14 protein-coding genes are annotated in these 15,715 nt (G+C 57.9%); 5 read left to right on the top strand and 9 right to left on the bottom strand.

Features of this window, described 5'->3' with window-relative positions; genetic code table 11:
• Positions 1-71: 71 nt before the first annotated feature.
• Positions 72-1,478 carry an ATP-binding protein gene (locus ACTHO6_RS14160; RefSeq protein ID WP_440242307.1) on the bottom strand — a complete coding sequence of 469 codons (1,407 nt, stop codon included), beginning with the start codon at positions 1,476-1,478 and terminating at the stop codon, positions 72-74.
• Positions 1,471-2,154, bottom strand: coding sequence for a response regulator transcription factor (locus tag ACTHO6_RS14155; protein ID WP_440242305.1), 684 nt, complete (start codon positions 2,152-2,154; stop codon positions 1,471-1,473). The genes ACTHO6_RS14160 and ACTHO6_RS14155 overlap by 8 nt, the downstream gene beginning before the upstream one ends.
• A 138-nt stretch (positions 2,155-2,292) precedes the next feature.
• Between ACTHO6_RS14155 and bluB the strand changes: the two genes are divergently transcribed.
• Entirely contained in the window at positions 2,293-2,952 is a 660-nt protein-coding gene (gene bluB, locus ACTHO6_RS14150; protein WP_440242304.1) for a 5,6-dimethylbenzimidazole synthase, read from the top strand.
• Positions 2,953-3,223: 271 nt separating this feature from the next.
• On the opposite strand, the gene hrpB is transcribed toward bluB, so the two are convergent.
• Positions 3,224-5,737 carry an ATP-dependent helicase HrpB gene (gene hrpB / locus ACTHO6_RS14145; protein WP_440242301.1) on the bottom strand — a complete coding sequence of 838 codons (2,514 nt, stop codon included), beginning with the start codon at positions 5,735-5,737 and terminating at the stop codon, positions 3,224-3,226.
• Positions 5,738-5,899: 162 nt separating this feature from the next.
• Here hrpB and ACTHO6_RS14140 point away from each other — a divergent pair, with 162 nt between their 5' ends.
• On the top strand, positions 5,900-6,721 hold the full coding sequence (locus ACTHO6_RS14140) for an MBL fold metallo-hydrolase (RefSeq protein WP_440242300.1): 822 nt from the start codon (positions 5,900-5,902) through the stop codon (positions 6,719-6,721).
• Here the strand turns inward: ACTHO6_RS14140 and ACTHO6_RS14135 are convergent.
• Entirely contained in the window at positions 6,718-6,906 is a 189-nt protein-coding gene (locus ACTHO6_RS14135; RefSeq protein WP_440242298.1) for a hypothetical protein, read from the bottom strand. The two genes, ACTHO6_RS14140 and ACTHO6_RS14135, sit on opposite strands and share 4 nt — an antisense overlap.
• A gap of 190 nt (positions 6,907-7,096) precedes the next feature.
• Here ACTHO6_RS14135 and ACTHO6_RS14130 point away from each other — a divergent pair, with 190 nt between their 5' ends.
• Positions 7,097-7,486: a VOC family protein gene (locus ACTHO6_RS14130; RefSeq protein WP_440242295.1), complete on the top strand. Its 390-nt coding sequence runs from the start codon at positions 7,097-7,099 to the stop codon at positions 7,484-7,486.
• A gap of 57 nt (positions 7,487-7,543) precedes the next feature.
• Here the strand turns inward: ACTHO6_RS14130 and ACTHO6_RS14125 are convergent, their stop codons facing one another.
• Positions 7,544-8,374, bottom strand: a complete 831-nt coding sequence (locus ACTHO6_RS14125; RefSeq protein ID WP_440242292.1) for a prohibitin family protein — start codon at positions 8,372-8,374, stop codon at positions 7,544-7,546.
• A 101-nt stretch (positions 8,375-8,475) separates the two neighbouring features.
• Positions 8,476-8,910: a hypothetical protein gene (locus tag ACTHO6_RS14120; RefSeq protein ID WP_440242290.1), complete on the bottom strand. Its 435-nt coding sequence runs from the start codon at positions 8,908-8,910 to the stop codon at positions 8,476-8,478.
• Positions 8,911-9,177: 267 nt separating this feature from the next.
• Here ACTHO6_RS14120 and ACTHO6_RS14115 point away from each other — a divergent pair, with 267 nt between their 5' ends.
• Complete coding sequence (locus ACTHO6_RS14115; protein ID WP_005834497.1) at positions 9,178-9,519, top strand: hypothetical protein; 342 nt, start codon at positions 9,178-9,180, stop codon at positions 9,517-9,519.
• Positions 9,520-9,709: 190 nt separating this feature from the next.
• Here ACTHO6_RS14115 and ACTHO6_RS14110 read toward each other — a convergent pair whose 3' ends face one another.
• Positions 9,710-10,942 carry an MFS transporter gene (locus ACTHO6_RS14110; protein WP_440242287.1) on the bottom strand — a complete coding sequence of 411 codons (1,233 nt, stop codon included), beginning with the start codon at positions 10,940-10,942 and terminating at the stop codon, positions 9,710-9,712.
• A 147-nt stretch (positions 10,943-11,089) separates the two neighbouring features.
• Here ACTHO6_RS14110 and ACTHO6_RS14105 point away from each other — a divergent pair, with 147 nt between their 5' ends.
• Positions 11,090-11,971 carry a LysR family transcriptional regulator gene (locus ACTHO6_RS14105; protein WP_440242285.1) on the top strand — a complete coding sequence of 294 codons (882 nt, stop codon included), beginning with the start codon at positions 11,090-11,092 and terminating at the stop codon, positions 11,969-11,971.
• Between the two features lie 57 nt (positions 11,972-12,028).
• Here the strand turns inward: ACTHO6_RS14105 and ACTHO6_RS14100 are convergent, their stop codons facing one another.
• Together ACTHO6_RS14100 and ACTHO6_RS14095 are read right to left on the bottom strand one after the other, a co-directional pair.
• Positions 12,029-13,873 (bottom strand): ABC transporter ATP-binding protein, encoded by a 1,845-nt coding sequence (locus ACTHO6_RS14100; protein WP_440242282.1) that lies wholly within the window; start codon positions 13,871-13,873, stop codon positions 12,029-12,031.
• A gap of 1 nt (position 13,874) precedes the next feature.
• A complete protein-coding gene (locus ACTHO6_RS14095; protein WP_440242281.1) occupies positions 13,875-15,605 on the bottom strand; it encodes an ABC transporter ATP-binding protein in 1,731 nt (576 codons plus the stop codon).
• Between the last annotated feature and the right edge of the window lie 110 nt (positions 15,606-15,715).

Raw genomic sequence — 15,715 nt, 5'->3', positions numbered from 1 at the left:
CTTCTGGTCTTCGCAACAGACAAAAAAATCGACCAGCCGATCGGCATGGTCGATTGCGTAAAACGAAAAGGCTAGTCACGCAACAGCAGCGTGAACGTACTTCCTGCCCGGCTGCTTTCGGTAAGCAGCAGCTTGCCCCCCAGCGCCTGCGCGATCATTTTGCTAAACGACAAGCCAAGCCCGAGACCGCGGACGGTATGCTTCTTGTCCGCTCCCCGGTAAAAGCGCTCGAAAATAAGCACCTGCTCCTCCTCCGGGATGCCCGTGCCTGTATCCTTGACATCAATGCGAATCTCATCGCCTGTCCGCGACAGCGTCACGACGATCTTTCCGGCCGAATCCATCGCCTGCGCGGCGTTGTTCAAGAGGTTGTACAAGATTTGCTGCACGCGCAGCGGATCGGTGCTGGCGATGATCGGCTCCTCCGGCCTGACGATCGACAACTCAATCTGCTCCGCCTCCTGCACGATTTGCCACTGATGGGTAATTTCCTGCACCAGCTCGTACATGTTTTGCTGTTCGCGGCGAATGCGGATATCGCCTACGGCAAAAGAATTGAAGTCGAGCAAATCCTCGACCATTTTTTGCAGGCGGGCCGTTTCCTTCGAACAAATCTCCAAAAACTCCTTGGCCTCTTCGCCGCCGACGATGTCATCCTTGACTGCCTGCACCAGCCCGCTGATGGACGTGACAGGCGTTTTCAGCTCATGCGTCACTCCGGCCAACAGCTCGGTTCGCATCAACTCCAGCTGCCGCAGCCGATCCGCCATTTCCTTGAACGAGTGGATCAACTCGTAAATCTCATCCTCGCGTCTGTCTTTTTCCAGGTGAATGTCGTAATTCCCCATGACGATCTGTTTGGCCGCCTCTGCCACGTCCTTGATCGGCGTCGCCAGCTTTTTCGTCAACAGGTAGATGACCAGCCAGCCGAGCAGCCCCAGGCTGAGCAGCATGATGAACAGCAGCTGAAACTCCGTCGTGCTGCGCGTCAAATCGCGCATGGGCGTAAACAGCATGACCCAGCCCGCCGTCTGCTGGTTGACCTGGATGCTTTTTTTCACGAACAAGAGCTTTTCTCCACGCCCCAGCTCTACCTGCGTCATGCGCTCATCCGCTTCCACCAGGTCGCGGGCCATCCGTCTCAGCTCGGTGCTGAACGGCCCTGGTCCGCCAAACACCGGGCGATGCTCGGCATCCAAAATGACCATGAACGGCTTGTAATTGACGCGCAGCGACTCCTGGCGGCTGTCGAGCAGACGGAACAGAAAAGGTGCCAGGATGACTTGCCCGTTGGCATCGACCACCCGGTCCGAGACTTCCGCCGCCATCAGCCGCATGAAGTCCAGCCGCCTCTGCTTTTCGCTGTAGTTGATCCAGTAGCTGGACGCGATGCCGATGACCAACAGGCCGATGCAGAGCGTGATGACGTAGCGGGTCGTCCAATAGCGAAACAGGGAGATGCGCTTTTTCTCACTCATAGACGCAGAGCTTGTAACCCAAGCCACGGTACGTGCGGATTTCCCCTTCGGACGCGGGCCAGTTTTCCAGAGAGCGGCGAATGCGCTTGATCGCCAGGTCCACGGCGCGGTCGCTGCCCTCGTAATCCATGCCCCACACTTGCTCGATCAGCTGCTCGCGGGTGAACGTCTGGTTTTTGTACTGGGCAAGAAACAGAAACAGCGACAAATCTTTTGGCGTAAACGCCAGCTCAATGCCATGCAGCGTGACTGTATACGCCTTGAAGTCGATTTTCAGGCTGCCGAACTGCTTGACATGATCTCCCTCGATAATCTGCTTGGGACGGCGCAGCACCGCCTTGACACGGGCCACGACTTCATCGGCGATAAACGGCTTGGTAATATAATCATCCGCTCCCTGATTCAATCCGGCCAGCTTGTTGTCGATGTGCCCCAGCGCCGTCAGCATGATGACGGGGCAGGAGCTTTTAGACCGTATGTATTCTAAAAGACTCCACCCGCTCCGGCCAGGCAGCATGACGTCGAGCAGCACCAGCGCGGGATTGAACGCATCGAACTTGCGCTGGGCCTCGTCCCCGTTAAACGCCTGTTCGACGCGGAACTGATGCTTTTCCAGGTACGCTTTCAACACCCGAGAGATGGGCAACTCGTCTTCCACGATCAAGATGTTGGTCATTCCAGTTTCTCTCCCCTCGAAAACGGACAGGACTTCCCCCTATAGCCTAGGACATGAATATGTCAGGCAAATGTCTGGACATGATCGTGCGGATCAGTAAAATGAGAGAAAGCCGAAGCGAACAGGGAGGTTTTGTTCATGAAGCGTTTGACCCCGGAAGAAAAAACCGGTCTGTACAAGGCAATCAGCAATCGGCGCGATATACGGACGTTTCGCCCGGATCCGATCCCGCCGGAAAAAATCGCCATGATTTTGGCCGCTGCCCATCACGCCCCTTCCGTCGGATTCATGCAGCCGTGGAATTTTATTCTCGTAGAGGACGAGCTGACCAAGCAGGAGCTGGCAGACTGTGCGGACAAGGAACGGCGCGCGCTCGCCATCCACTACGAAGGGACGGAGCGCGAAACCGCCTTTCTCGCGCTGAAAATCCAGGGCATCAAGGAAGCTCCGCTCACGATCTGCGTCACCTGCGACCCGACGCGGGGCGGCGATCACGTGCTCGGGCGCAATTCGATTCCCGAGACGGACATCATGTCGGTCAGCTGTGCCATTCAAAACATGTGGCTCGCCGCCTACGCGGAAGATTTGGCGATGGGCTGGGTCAGCTTTTACAAGAAGGCCGACGTGCGCCGCATTTTGCACATCCCGCCGCACATTGATCCGGTCGCGCTTTTGTCCATCGGCTATACCGATCATTACCCGGAGCGGCCGCTTTTGGAGCTGCACCAATGGGCAAAGCGGGAGGACCTGCAACAGCTGATCTATCGGGACAGATGGGGAAACAGCCCGAACCGCTAGAAAGCCTGGAGCGCCGAGCCATTGACGCCAGCCATCCTGTACAAAAAAAGGACTGCCCGACAAAGAGGCAGCCCCAAGGAAAATAGAGAGGGTAGTACGTGAATCGCGGTATCTTCCTGACGGAGGCATGCCGCGCGAAAGTTTCAGTGGGAAGCCGACTTGCGCACATGGTACTAGGAAGTTGGGAAATATCGCCCTGAGCCTGGCTGTGCACCTCGGCTTTTTCTGGTTCGATCTCTATAAAAGCGGCATACCTGCAAGCCCCCATGTACTATTTCTTTGGGCGCACCCGGTTCGTCGGAATGGCGGCGAGCGGATCGTCCGGCCAGTAATGCTTCGGGTAGCGGCCTTTCAAGTCTTTTTTTACTTCGAAGTACGCGTGCTGCCAAAAGCTGGCCAAGTCTCGCGTCACCTGTACCGGACGCTGCGCCGGAGAGAGCAGGTGCAGCGTCAGCGGCACCCTGCCCCGACCGATACGCGGCGTATCCTGCCAGCCGAACAGCTCCTGTAGCCGGACAAACAAACATGGCGCAGCGGGATCGCTGTAATCGATCGGGATTTTCGAGCCACTGGGAACGGTGATGTGCGTAGGTGCATACTCATCCAACTGCTGCCGCTCTTCCCAGTTGAGCATCCCTTCCAGCACGGTCGACATGGACAGCTGGTGCAGCTCGTCTTTTTTGCGCATGCCGTACACATGCGGCGCGAGCCATTCCTCCAGCGTATCGAGCAAGGCTTCGTCATCCGCCCGCGGCCATCCCGGGAAAAGGCCGCTCATGAACTGCATCCGCTCCCGCAGTTGACGGGCGTGACGGTTCCAGGGCAACAGCTCCAGCCCCTCCGTCCGGATGCCCGCAAGCAGCGCCGAAAGCACCGCGTCCGGGTCTGCTTCTGCTGCCCCCTCCCGCATGACGAAAGCTCCCAGCTTTTTGCGCGTGCGCGCGCGTACGGCCTGAATGGAACGATCCCACCAGACAGTCGTCTCCTCCGTGATTTGCCCGGACCAGTCGCGATACAGGTCGCTTTCCTCCACCGCTGCCGCCAGCATGATCCGGCTGTCCGCCCCCTGATCGTCCAAAAGCGGAGCGACCACATAGGGCGCAAACGCCAGCGGTTGTGCAGCGGCAAACGTCGCGCCGCGACCATTTTGCAGCAAGTAACGGCCATCTTCCCTGCGCTGGGCGATCCGGTCGGGGTAGGCAAAAGCGAGGAGCCTGCCCGTCTGCCTGACGTCCTCGGCCGTTTGGGCCGTCCCGGAGCCTCCCCACTGCCGTTTGAGCTGCGCGGCTTCGCTCCACAGTCGTTTGCACAGCGCTTCATCCGCCTGTCCGTCCCCGGCAGCGCGCGCGGCTCCTTTCGTTCCGGCGACGAGCCGCAACAGCTCCACCCGCGACACGATATCCGCATCGGCAAAAGCCGCTCGTCCCCTGGCGATATCGCGTTCCTCCAGCAGAACGGCCAGCTCGCACGCCAGCTCGCCAAGCCCAAGCTTGCCCGCTTTTTGAATCATGTGCCCAAGCCTTGGATGCAGGCCCATCCCGGCCAGGACCCGGCCATGCGCCGTAATCTGCCTGTGCCCGTCCAGCGCCCCCAGCTGCTGGAGCAGCTCCTGCGCCTGGGCCAGAGACGCTTCTGGCGGCCTATCGAGCCAGTGCAACTCCTGTACGTCTGCTACGCCCCAGGCTGCCAGCTCCAGGGCGAGCGGGGCGAGGTCTGCCTCCATGATTTCCGGCGGCTCGTGCGCCGTGAGCATCCGGTCTTCCTGCTCCGTCCACAGCCGATAGCAAACACCGGTGTCCAGCCTGCCTGCTCTCCCCCTGCGCTGGTCAGCTGCGGCCCGCGATACCCGCACCGTCTCCAGCCTCGTCATCCCGGTGCGCGCAGAAAAGCGCGGCCGCCTTTTCCACCCGCTGTCCACCACGATGCGCACGCCCTCGACCGTCAAGCTTGTTTCCGCAATCGAAGTGGCGAGTACCACTTTTCGCTCGCCTGCTTTGCCCGGCTGAATCGCCGCATCCTGCTCGTGCTGTGCAAGCGCCCCGTACAACGGATAGACGCGCACGTTGGCAGAAAGAGCGCTCTTCGCCAGCAAGGCTTGCGTGGTGCGAATTTCCTTGGCGCCCGGCAAAAACACCAGTACATCCCCTGCCTCCTCCGCCAATGCCGACAGGACGGTGCGGGTGACTGCCTCCTCGACCGCGCCCGTCCACGGCTTTGGTAAAAAACGCGTCTCGACGGGAAATGCTCTGCCTTCGCTGACGATGACGGGAGCACCCCCCAGCAGGCGGGCAACAGGCTCCGCCGCCAGCGTGGCGGACATGACCAAAATCCGCAGGTCTTCGCGAAACAAGCCTTGCGCCTGCAGACTTAGTGCCAGCCCCAAATCCGCATGCAGGCTCCGCTCGTGAAACTCGTCGAAAATGAGCAGGCCGACGCCCGCAAGCCCCGGATCGTCCTGGAGCATCCGCGTCAAGATTCCTTCGGTGATGACTTCGATTCGCGTCCGCGGGCCGACTCGCGTATCGTGCTTGACCCGGTATCCGACCGTCTCTCCCACTTGCTCTCCCAACTGCCGCGCCATGTAGCCTGCCGCCGCTCGCGCTGCCAGTCGCCGCGGCTCCAGCATGAGAATGCGCTTTTCCTGGAGCCAGTCCTGGTCGAGAAAAACGAGCGGCACCCTGGTCGTTTTCCCTGCTCCCGGAGCGGCGACCAGAACGGCGCTGTTGCTTGCCGCAAGCGCTCCCATCAACTCCGGCAGCACCGCATCAATAGGCATTGCCTTCATCTTTTCACCTCTTGTCCGTATCCATTCTTTAACCATCATACACGATCGACGGGCGAGGAAAAGAAATTGAGAAATGACTGAATAATCATTCAATAGTATAATGAGCATGTGTTCCTATGTGGGCAGTACGAGTTTCGGCAGGGAGAAAATGGAGGTGTTCCTGTGATAGAAGTCCATCAGCATGAAGATGTCCTATGCCTGGAAGGGGTTGTGAAGAGAGCAGGCCGCGAGTGGGGAATCCATGTGTATGTCACAGACGGGATGATGGTCGATACCGGGCCGCAATCGCTTGCCGCCGACCTGATCGCCCGCTTTTCAGCGGTTTCCTTCGACGCCGTCGTCCTGACGCACAGCCACGAGGATCATAGCGGAAACGCAGCGTGGCTTGTCCGCAGTCAAAACGTCCCGGTCTACATCCACGAAAAAGGCGTGGAGCTATGCTCCAGGCCCGCCGACTATCCGCTGTACCGCCAGCTTGTCTGGGGAATGCGCGAGCCTTTTGCCGCCCGGCCGCTCGCTGAAGCTTTTCACTCCCGCACTGTCGACTGGGAGGTCATCCATACGCCGGGGCATGCGCACGACCACGTCGCCCTGTTCGACAAGCAAACAGGCCGCCTGTTTGCCGGCGACCTGTTTCTCGGAACGAAGACAAAAGTTATTTTGCGCGACGAATCCATCCCGCTGCTGATCGAATCGATTCGCCGCGTCCTCACCCGCGATTTTCAAGCGATGTATTGCGCTCATGCCGGCTATATGGCAAAAGGCAAAGATTTGCTTATGCGCAAGCTGGACGATTTGCTCCAGCTGCAAGGGGAAATCTTGCGCTTGCACGGGCAAGGGCTGACTGTGGCGGAAATCAACGGGCTGCTTTTCGCCAAGCCCTCGCCGATCATCGCCGCATCCGAGGGCGAATTTGACTCGGTGCACATCGTCACTTCTGTTCTCGCCGGGCTTCCCCAAACGGAATCGAAGTCTATCGTCTAGTCCTGGCCAAGTTGTCTGGACAGCTGCCCGAGATGGTGCTCCATATGCGCGACGTAATCCTCCATCAGCCATCGGAGACTGACCGTCGTGCCATCGGCCCATACACAGGCATGCGCGTAAGCGGCGGGCGGCATCGCGGACATGACGGCAACCACCGAGCGGTTCAGGCTGCTCCATACAGCCACCTCCTGTTCTTTCCCTTCACCGTATCAGGTTCCGTCACTCTGTTCCAATCGAATCATTCGATGGACGCCATCAGCGCAGGCAATGGGAGGAATCCAGCGCCGCATGCAGCACCCGACGGGCAGACTTTTCGCAGCAAATCTTCTACAATGAAAGGAAAACGAGCTTGTCAGGGAAAGGAAGAAACCGCGCATGGCAATCAAAAAAATCGAGCACGTCGGGCTGATGGTCAAAGATTTGGAGGCGTCCATCGCCTTTTACACAAACGTGATCGGCATGGAGCTGAAAGGGACGCTCGTGCATTCCAATCAGATTATTACGCTCGCTTTTCTCGGGTTTCCGGGCAGCACAGAGACGGAGCTGGAGCTAATTCACGGCTACAACGACGCGCTGCCGGAGGAAGGCAAGGTGCACCATCTGGCGTTTGCCGTGGATCACCTCGAAGCCGAGATCGAGCGACTGAAGCAGCTTGGCGTGTCCTTCATCGACGAAGCGATCACGACGCTGCCGAACGGCTCCCGCTACATGTTTTTCCGCGGGCCGGACGGCGAATGGCTGGAGCTGTTCGAGAGCACGCGCTAAACCAAAAACGAAGACCATCCGGCTCATTCGTGGCCCGGATGGTCTTCGCTTTTGTCGTTACTGGTTCCCTACATTGATAAACGGAGTCGCGCCGCCTGTGACGTTCGGCAGCTTGCCGTCCCACTTGCGGATCGCTTCCAGCTGCGCTTCGATCTGTCTGAGCTGAATCAACTCCGGCGTGACTTCCTGCTTTTGCAGACGCAGCGCTTCGGCCTGTGCCTGCGCGCGCGTGATCTCCTGTTCCTTTTCGATCTTGATCCGCTCCAGGTCGAGCTTCGACTTGAGCGCCTGCTGCTCCGCTACCTGCTTCGACTCGATCGCGCGGTTGAATTCGTCGCTGAACGTAAACTCGCGAATGTTGATCTCATCGAGAATAATGTGGTAGGTAGACAGCTTTTGGCGCAGTACCTCCTTGACCTTGTTGCTCACCTCGGAGCGCTTGGAGATCAATTCTTCTGCTGTGTACTGCGCGGTGACGGCCTTCAGGGCTTCGGCGATCGCCGGGTCGACGATGCGGCTGTTGTACTCCAGCCCCACCTGCTGGTACAGCTTGTTGACGTTTTCGCTGTCCAGATGGTGGTTGACCGCGATGGTCGTCGAGACGGTTTGCAGATCGCGCGAAGCGGACGTTTGGCTCGTCTCCGATTTTTGAACCCGTACCTCCATCGGGATGACGGTCTGGATAAAAGGAATTTTAAAGTGCATGCCTTCCTGCAAAACTTTTGGCTGAACCGCGCCCAGTTGGAGCACGACACCGCTATGCCCTGCTGATATGATCGTAAACGACTGGGTCCCGAGCAAGATCAAGACGGCAAGTACGAGAATGGTCGTGAGCAGCTTTCCCCCGGCTTGGAACGGATTCATCTTTACTACGTTGTTGTCGTTCATGTTCCGCCTCCCCTTTTTTATCTGTTCGTCTATACATACGGGTCAGCAGCCTGCAAGTTTCAACAACTTTCTGTCTTTACCGCCAATGGTCATGCCGATCACTACCAATCCTTTCGTCCTTTCACGAGCCAAAAGCTGAACAGAAGGACATGGCCGTACAACAGAGCCGCGCTTCCGCCCAACAGCAGCAACCCGTACGACGCAAAAGCATCACGCAAAGAGCCCTCGTTCGATAGGACAAGCAGTCCCAACACGATGTAGCCCGCCAACGCATAAGCAAAAAAGCGAAAGAAATACACAGCCAGCGGATGCTTCCACCCCGTTTTGCGTTCGGCGAACTCGATCAGATAGGCAAACGGAATCCCGCCAAGCAAATAGACGGGGAGGGCATAGATGAGATAAATCACGACCAGCGAGCCGTACGACCAATGGTAGACACCCTCTTCCCGCTCGCCTGCTGGCGTGTAGGTCGACCAGGCCAGCACCAGGCACAAAATGAGCGCAGATGCGAGCGCGACCAGCACTTTTCGAAGCATGAGCGATCACTCTCCTTCCCGGTTCTATCCTACCATTTTGGATTTGAGAAAACCTGGAAACGGTAAAAAAAAGCGGGGGACCTCTCATGTTCCGCTTCTTCGGTTAAGCTACGTCGGCTGCCGTTTTATAAAATGCCAAATGAACTCCGCAACTGGTAAAATGTATATAGAACCACAACAAGCCTAGAAGAGAAGCCAATCGCTTGCATTTGCCCAACAAGATTTCCAAAAGCATTTGGCTCATCTTGCCAAAGGAGGATTCGAACCATGCTGTTTCTCATGATGGCCGGTCTGGTTGTTGCACTCGTTCTTTTTTTCCTGAAGCGAATCGGTGCGAGAAACTACTACTCAGCCGTAACGCTTGTGCTCCTGTTCGCATCCGTGCTATCGACGGTCTGCCTTGCCCAAAACTACACCGAGAGTCTCATCCCTGCAGCAAATGACGGAATCGCCATCTCCAATTCGCTCGCTTACTGGATTATCGGCGAGGATCGCTGGTCGCGCGAGCTGTTTAAAAGCTACTTCGATGGTTCCGTGTACGTTTCCTTGCTGCTGTTGCTGCTCTACCTCGGCTGCGTCATCCAGGAAAAAAGACACGCCCAGAAGTAGCCAGCCTCGATGCGTGACGCGGTATCGTGAAAAATCCCCTCCGGTCTACAGGGTAGAGTCCAAGCTGTTTTGGACTCTTTTTTCCTGTCTGCCGTGAGGGGATCATGTCGGAACATGCTGCGACCCTGGCTGGTTTTGCACTCCATAGCCTCGTCCCGTTCCTTTTCGAAAAGAAAGGGGCTCCGCCGCTTCATTTCAGCTTCGCCACCGTCCACTTTCTCTCCACGGACGGCCTAGACGGAGTGGCGATGATTTTGGACAGGCGCTGGGCAAACACGAAGGCAACGGCCATGAATCCGGCGATCATCGCAACGACACCGCCCCAACCGAGCGAGGACCAGAACAGGCCGCCCATCGTGCCTCCGACGCTTGCGCCAGCATAGTAAAAGAACAGGTAGAGCGACGATGCTTGCGCCTTGTCGTGGGTCGCCCGCCGCCCGACCCAGCCGCTCGCGATCGAATGGCTCCCGAAAAAGCCGAAGGTCAGCACGGGCAAGCCCGCGATAATGACCGCCAGATGAGTGTCGAGCGTCAGGCACGCACCGAGCAGCGTCAGCATCAAGGAGACGAGCAGCATTTTCAGCCTGCCGAACCTGTCTGCCAGCTTCGCCATCCAGACGGAGGCGAACATGCCGACGAGAAATACGATGAAAATCCAGCCGACGAGTGTTTGACTGAGCGAATAAGGCGGTGCGGTCAAGACATACCCGACGTAATTGTAAAGCGCCACATTGCTGCCGAGGCTCAGAAACCCGATGCCGAACAGGCAGAAAAGAGCCGGGTCCCGCAAGTGGCTGAGCATGGAAGCCGCCAGCTTGCGCAACTCGGGGGCGCGCGGATGAAAATTTTGCGAAGCAGGCAGGCTGAGCCAGAAGATCAGCGTGGCGACCAGGCTCATCAGGCTGATTGCGCCCATCGCCATGTGCCAGTTGAACCAGTCGCTCAGCATGCCGGAGAGAATCCGTCCGCACACCGCCCCCAGCGAATTGCCGCTAATGTACAGCCCCATCGCCACTCCCAGGCTTTTTGGCTCCATTTCTTCACCTAGATAGGCCATGGCAATCGAAGGAAGGCCGCCTAGCGAAATTCCCTGGATGATGCGAAAAAGCAGAAGAGATTCGTATGAAGGGCTGCACGCCGTCAGAATCGACAGGAGGGAGGCGGCCAGCATCGAGCCGATCATCACCGGCTTGCGTCCCCACACCTCCGAGATCGTCCCGAACACGAGCAAGCTGACGGACAAAGAGATCGTCGTCAACGAGAGCGACAGGCTCGCCATCGTCGGAGAAATATGAAATTCTTGCGTAAATTCCGGCATCAGCGGCTGCGTACTGTACAAAATCGCAAACGTGTTGAAGCCTGCCGCAAAAAACGCCAGATTGATCTTGCGAAAAGCGGTCGTACCTTGCCTGATGTATCCCATGATGATGAAACCTCCCCGCATTTCTACCCGTTTCACTGTTATACTATCATTGACAATTCATAATGTATAATTTATTGTAATCATGATTTTGATGCACAACAGTAATGATTCAATCACACGTGATCGTCGCACAGGGAGGTCGCTTTCATGGAATGGCAGCAGTTCGAATATTTCCAGACGCTCGCCCGAATGCAGCACGTCACCCGCGCAGCAGAGGCGTTGTCGCTCTCCCAACCCGCGCTCAGCCGCTCTATCGCGCGTCTGGAGGAAGAACTGGGCGTCCCGCTCTTTGAACGGCAAGGGCGGACGATCATGCTGAACCGGTACGGCCAGCTTTTCTTGAAGCGCGTCACTCGCATCCTCAAAGAATTCGAGGACGGAAAACAGGAGCTTCGCGATCTCGTCCACCCCGACCACGGCGAGGTGGCACTCGGCTTTTTGCACACGCTCGGCACCAGCCTGATTCCCGACCTCATCGGCGCGTTTCGCGCCAAGTCGCCTTCCATCGGCTTCACGATGATCCAAAACCACAGCTATTCGCTTCTGGAGCATCTCCGCGCAGGCAAGCTGGACCTGTGCCTTCTCGCCGAGCCGACGGAAACCAGGCTGCCGATCCAGTGGACGCCGCTTTGGCGCGAGGAGCTTTTCGCCATCGTGCCGCTTGGACATCCGTTGGCCGGAAGGGAGAGCATCCTGCTTGCGGAAATCGCCGAGGAATCGTTTATTTTTTTGAAAAAGGGCTACGCGCTGCGGCGTACGACCGACCAGCTGTTTGAGGGACTCGGCGTCGTCCCCCGGGTGACCTTTGAGGGCGAGGAGGCGGCCACCGTCGCTGGGCTGGTCTCAGCCGGACTGGGTGTGTCCCTGCTCCCCGAATTGCGCGGCATCGACCAAAGCAAAATCGCGCAAATCCGCATCCGCGAGCCGAAATGCCAGCGCGTCATCGGCATGGCGCAGGTCAAAGGCGGGTATTTGTCTCCGGCTGCGGTTCGGTTCAAGGAGTTTATTTTGGATTACTTCGGCAAGTGACGGCAAAACAGCCCGTCTGCACGCGGAAAAGTCAGCGTGCCAGACGGGCTGTTTGTATCAGGACGAAGCGGCCTGCACATTTTTGAACTGGTTGTAAAACAGCTGGTAGTACACCCCTTTTTGCGCAATCAGGTCGTCGTGGCTACCTTTCTCCACGATTTCTCCGCGATCCACGACCATGATCGTATCGGCGTCGCGAATCGTGCCGAGCCTGTGCGCGATCACAAAGCTCGTGCGCCCTTCCATGATCGACGCGAGCGCATCCTGAATAATCAGCTCTGTCCGCGTGTCGATGCTGCTCGTCGCCTCGTCGAGAATCAGAAGCGACGGACGGGCGAGGATGACGCGGGCAATCGCCAAAAGCTGGCGCTGTCCCTGGCTCAGATTGCCGCCGTTTTCCGTCAGCAGCGTATCGTAGCGCTTGGGCAGCCGGTTGATGAACACATCGGCATGCGCCATTTTAGCGGCCACCTCGACTTCGGCATCTGTCGCGTCAGGCTTGCCGTACTTGATGTTTTCCTTGATCGTCCCGGAAAAAAGGTACGTGTCCTGCAACACGAAGCCGAAGCTTCTGCGCAGGCTGTCCCGCGAGTATTCGCGGATGTCTTTGCCGTCGAGGTAAATCGTTCCTTCCGTCACATCGTAAAAGCGCGTCAGCAAATTGACGACGGTCGTCTTGCCCGCGCCCGTCGGACCGACCAGAGCAGTCATGCTTCCCGCCTGCGCCTCGAAGCTGACGTTTTTCAAAATCGGCTGGTCGGGGTGATAGCCGAAGCTCACCCGGTCGAATACGACGTGCCCTTTCGGTTCGCTGAGCAGAGCGGCGTCCGGGGGATCGAGCGGCTCCTCCCGTTCGTCCAGCACCTCGAACACCCGCTCCGCGCCCGCTACGCCAGACTGCAACACGTTGAAAATGTTGGCGAGATCGTTCAGCGGGCGAACAAACTGCCGCGAATAGCTGAGGAAGCTGGCGATCACCCCGACGGTAATCATCCCTTTCACCGCCAGGATTCCGCCGACAATCGCCACCATCGCAAAGCCGAGGTTGTTGATCACGTTCATCATCGGCATCAAAAAGCCCGACCAGACTTGCGCCTTCATCCCGACCTTGCACAGCCTGTCGTTGATCGCATCAAAGTCGGCAATCGCCTTTTGCTCGTGGTTGAACGCCTTGACGACCTGAATCCCGGAAATCGTCTCTTCTATGTGGCCGTTCAGCTTGCCCAGCTCGATCTGCTGATTTTTGAACAGCACACTGGTTCGCTTCGCAATCGTGCGGGTGAGCAAAAAGACGAGCGGCACCGTAATCAGGCAGGCGAGTGTGAGAAGCGGCGAAAGCACGAGCATCATCACCAGCGACCCGGCGAGTACGATCACCCCGGACATCAGCTGTGTCGTCGACTGCGAGATGGAGTTGCTGACGTTGTCGATATCGTTCGTCAGGCGGCTCATCAGCTCGCCGTGCGTGCGCGAGTCGAAAAAGGCAATCGGCAGCTTTTGCAGCTTCTCAAACAACGCCTGCCGCATGTTGGTCACGATCCGCTGCGTGATGCCGGCGATCATCCAGCCCTGCAAAAACGTCAAGGCTCCGTCCAGGATGTACGAGCCGAGCAAAGCGAGAATGATGATCGCCAAAAAGCCGAACGCCTCTGCCCCGCCTGTCATCGCGTCGATGGCCTTCCCGATCAGATACGGGGCCGAGAGCATCAGCAAGCCATCCACGAAAACGATGGCGAACACGAGCGGCAGCCATCGTTTTTCCCGTCCGAACGCCTGCCACAGTCTTTTCAGCGTCGCGGAAAAGTTTTTCGGCTTGCTCACCGGCACGCGCGCACCGCCATGTCCGAAGCCGCGGCCCGGACGGGGAGGGAAAAACGGCTGTTGCTTTTGCTGCTGGCTCATCCTAGCTCACCTCCTTGCCGATTTGCGACGTAAAGATTTCCTGGTACACCCGGCACGTGGCCAGTAGCGTTTCATGCGTGCCGATTCCGGCGACCTCTCCGTTGTCGAGCACGACGATCTTGTCGGCATCCATGACAGAGGTGATCCGCTGCGCGATCAGGATGCAGGTCAGCCCTTTGGCGTACGTTTGCAGCGCTTCCTTGATCTTGCTCTCCGTCGCCACGTCGACCGCGCTCGTGCTGTCGTCGAGAATGAGAATCTCCGGCTGTTTCACCAACGCTCTGGCGATGGAGATGCGCTGCTTCTGCCCGCCGGAAAAGTTGACTCCGCCCTGGCCGACGCGCGTCTGGTAGCCTTCCGGCATCGCCGCAATGAACGCGTGGGCCTCTGCCATCCTGGCCGCCGCCTCGACCTCCTCCTCCGTGGCCTCCTCCTTGCCCCAGCGGATATTTTCCAGCACCGTTCCCGTAAACAGCGTCGTTTTTTGCGGAACAATCGCCATGGTTTCGCGCAGCTTGGCCGGGTCCACCTCGCGGACATCCTGCCCGTTTACGCGAATCGTCCCTGCCGTCGCATCGTAGAAGCGCGGAATCAGGCTGACCAGCGTGGTTTTCCCCGAACCTGTCGAGCCGATGATCCCCACCGTCTCGCCGGGCAGGCACGAAAACGAAATGTTCTTCAAGACAAGCTGCCCAGCCGGGTCATCGTACGAAAAGCTGACCTGTTCAAAGTCAATCCGGCCCGTTTCCGCTCCCGGTCTTTGCGCCGCGCTCTCTTTCCAGCTCATCCGGTTTTCTTCGGCAAAAACTTCGCCGATCCGGCCAGCCGATGCCTTGGCCCGCACGAACATGTTGAAAACGAGCGAAATCATCATGAGCGAAAACAAAATTTGCGTCATGTAGTTGATGAACGCGACAATGTGTCCGACCTGGATGTTTCCTTGCTCGACGCCGAGGCCGCCCAACCAGAGCACGGCGACAATCCCGAGGTTGACCGTCAGCATGATCGCCGGGCTGAATACGGACATGACGCGCGTGGCAGACAGCGACTTCCGCTGCAACTCTTCGTTGGCCCGCGTGAATTTGCCCACCTCGAAGTCAAAGCGGTTGAACGCCTTGACGACTCGCACCCCGGACAAATACTCGCGCATGGTTCCGTTGACCCGGTCCAATGCTTGCTGCACCTTGAGAAAAAACGGAAAACCGATTTTCAGATTCAAAACGATCAACAAGCCGACAATCGGCACGACTACCACCAGCACGACCGCCAAATCCGCGTTCAGCTGCGTCGCCATGAACAGTCCCCCGATGCACACCAGCGGCGCCTTGACGAAAATGCGCATCATCCCGTTGACAAACACCTGCACCTGGTTGACATCATTGGTCAGTCGCGTGACGAGCGACGCCCGGTCGAACTTGTTGAGACTGTCAAACGACAGGGACTGCACCTTGGAAAACAAATCGGACCGCAGCTGCGCCCCGAAGTTTTGCGACACGTAGGTGGCGAGCACGTTGCGCATGGAGGCGGCGACCGCGCCCAGCGCCGTAATCAAGAGCATCAGTCCCCCGGTTTTCAGCACGTAATCCATGTCGCGCTCTGCCACCCCGATGTCGATAATCCGCGACAGGATTGTCGGCTGCAACAGATCGCACAGCGCCTCCACCAGCAGAAACACCATGGAGATGCTCGCGACCACACCGTATTTCTTTATGTATTTGGAATAGAACTGCATCTGTTCACCTCATCCCTCGCCTGTTTAGCTGTACGTGAAAACTTCTATGTTCCACCATACCTGCTGGCATAAAAAATGTCACGGGGGCAGTTGCGGCAAAAATTCACTAC

The sequence above is a fragment of the Brevibacillus sp. SAFN-007a genome, from assembly GCF_051967035.1.
GTDB lineage: Bacteria > Bacillota > Bacilli > Brevibacillales > Brevibacillaceae > Brevibacillus.
Note: the sequence above shows the minus strand (reverse complement) of the source record. Positions and strands in the feature narration are given on the sequence as shown.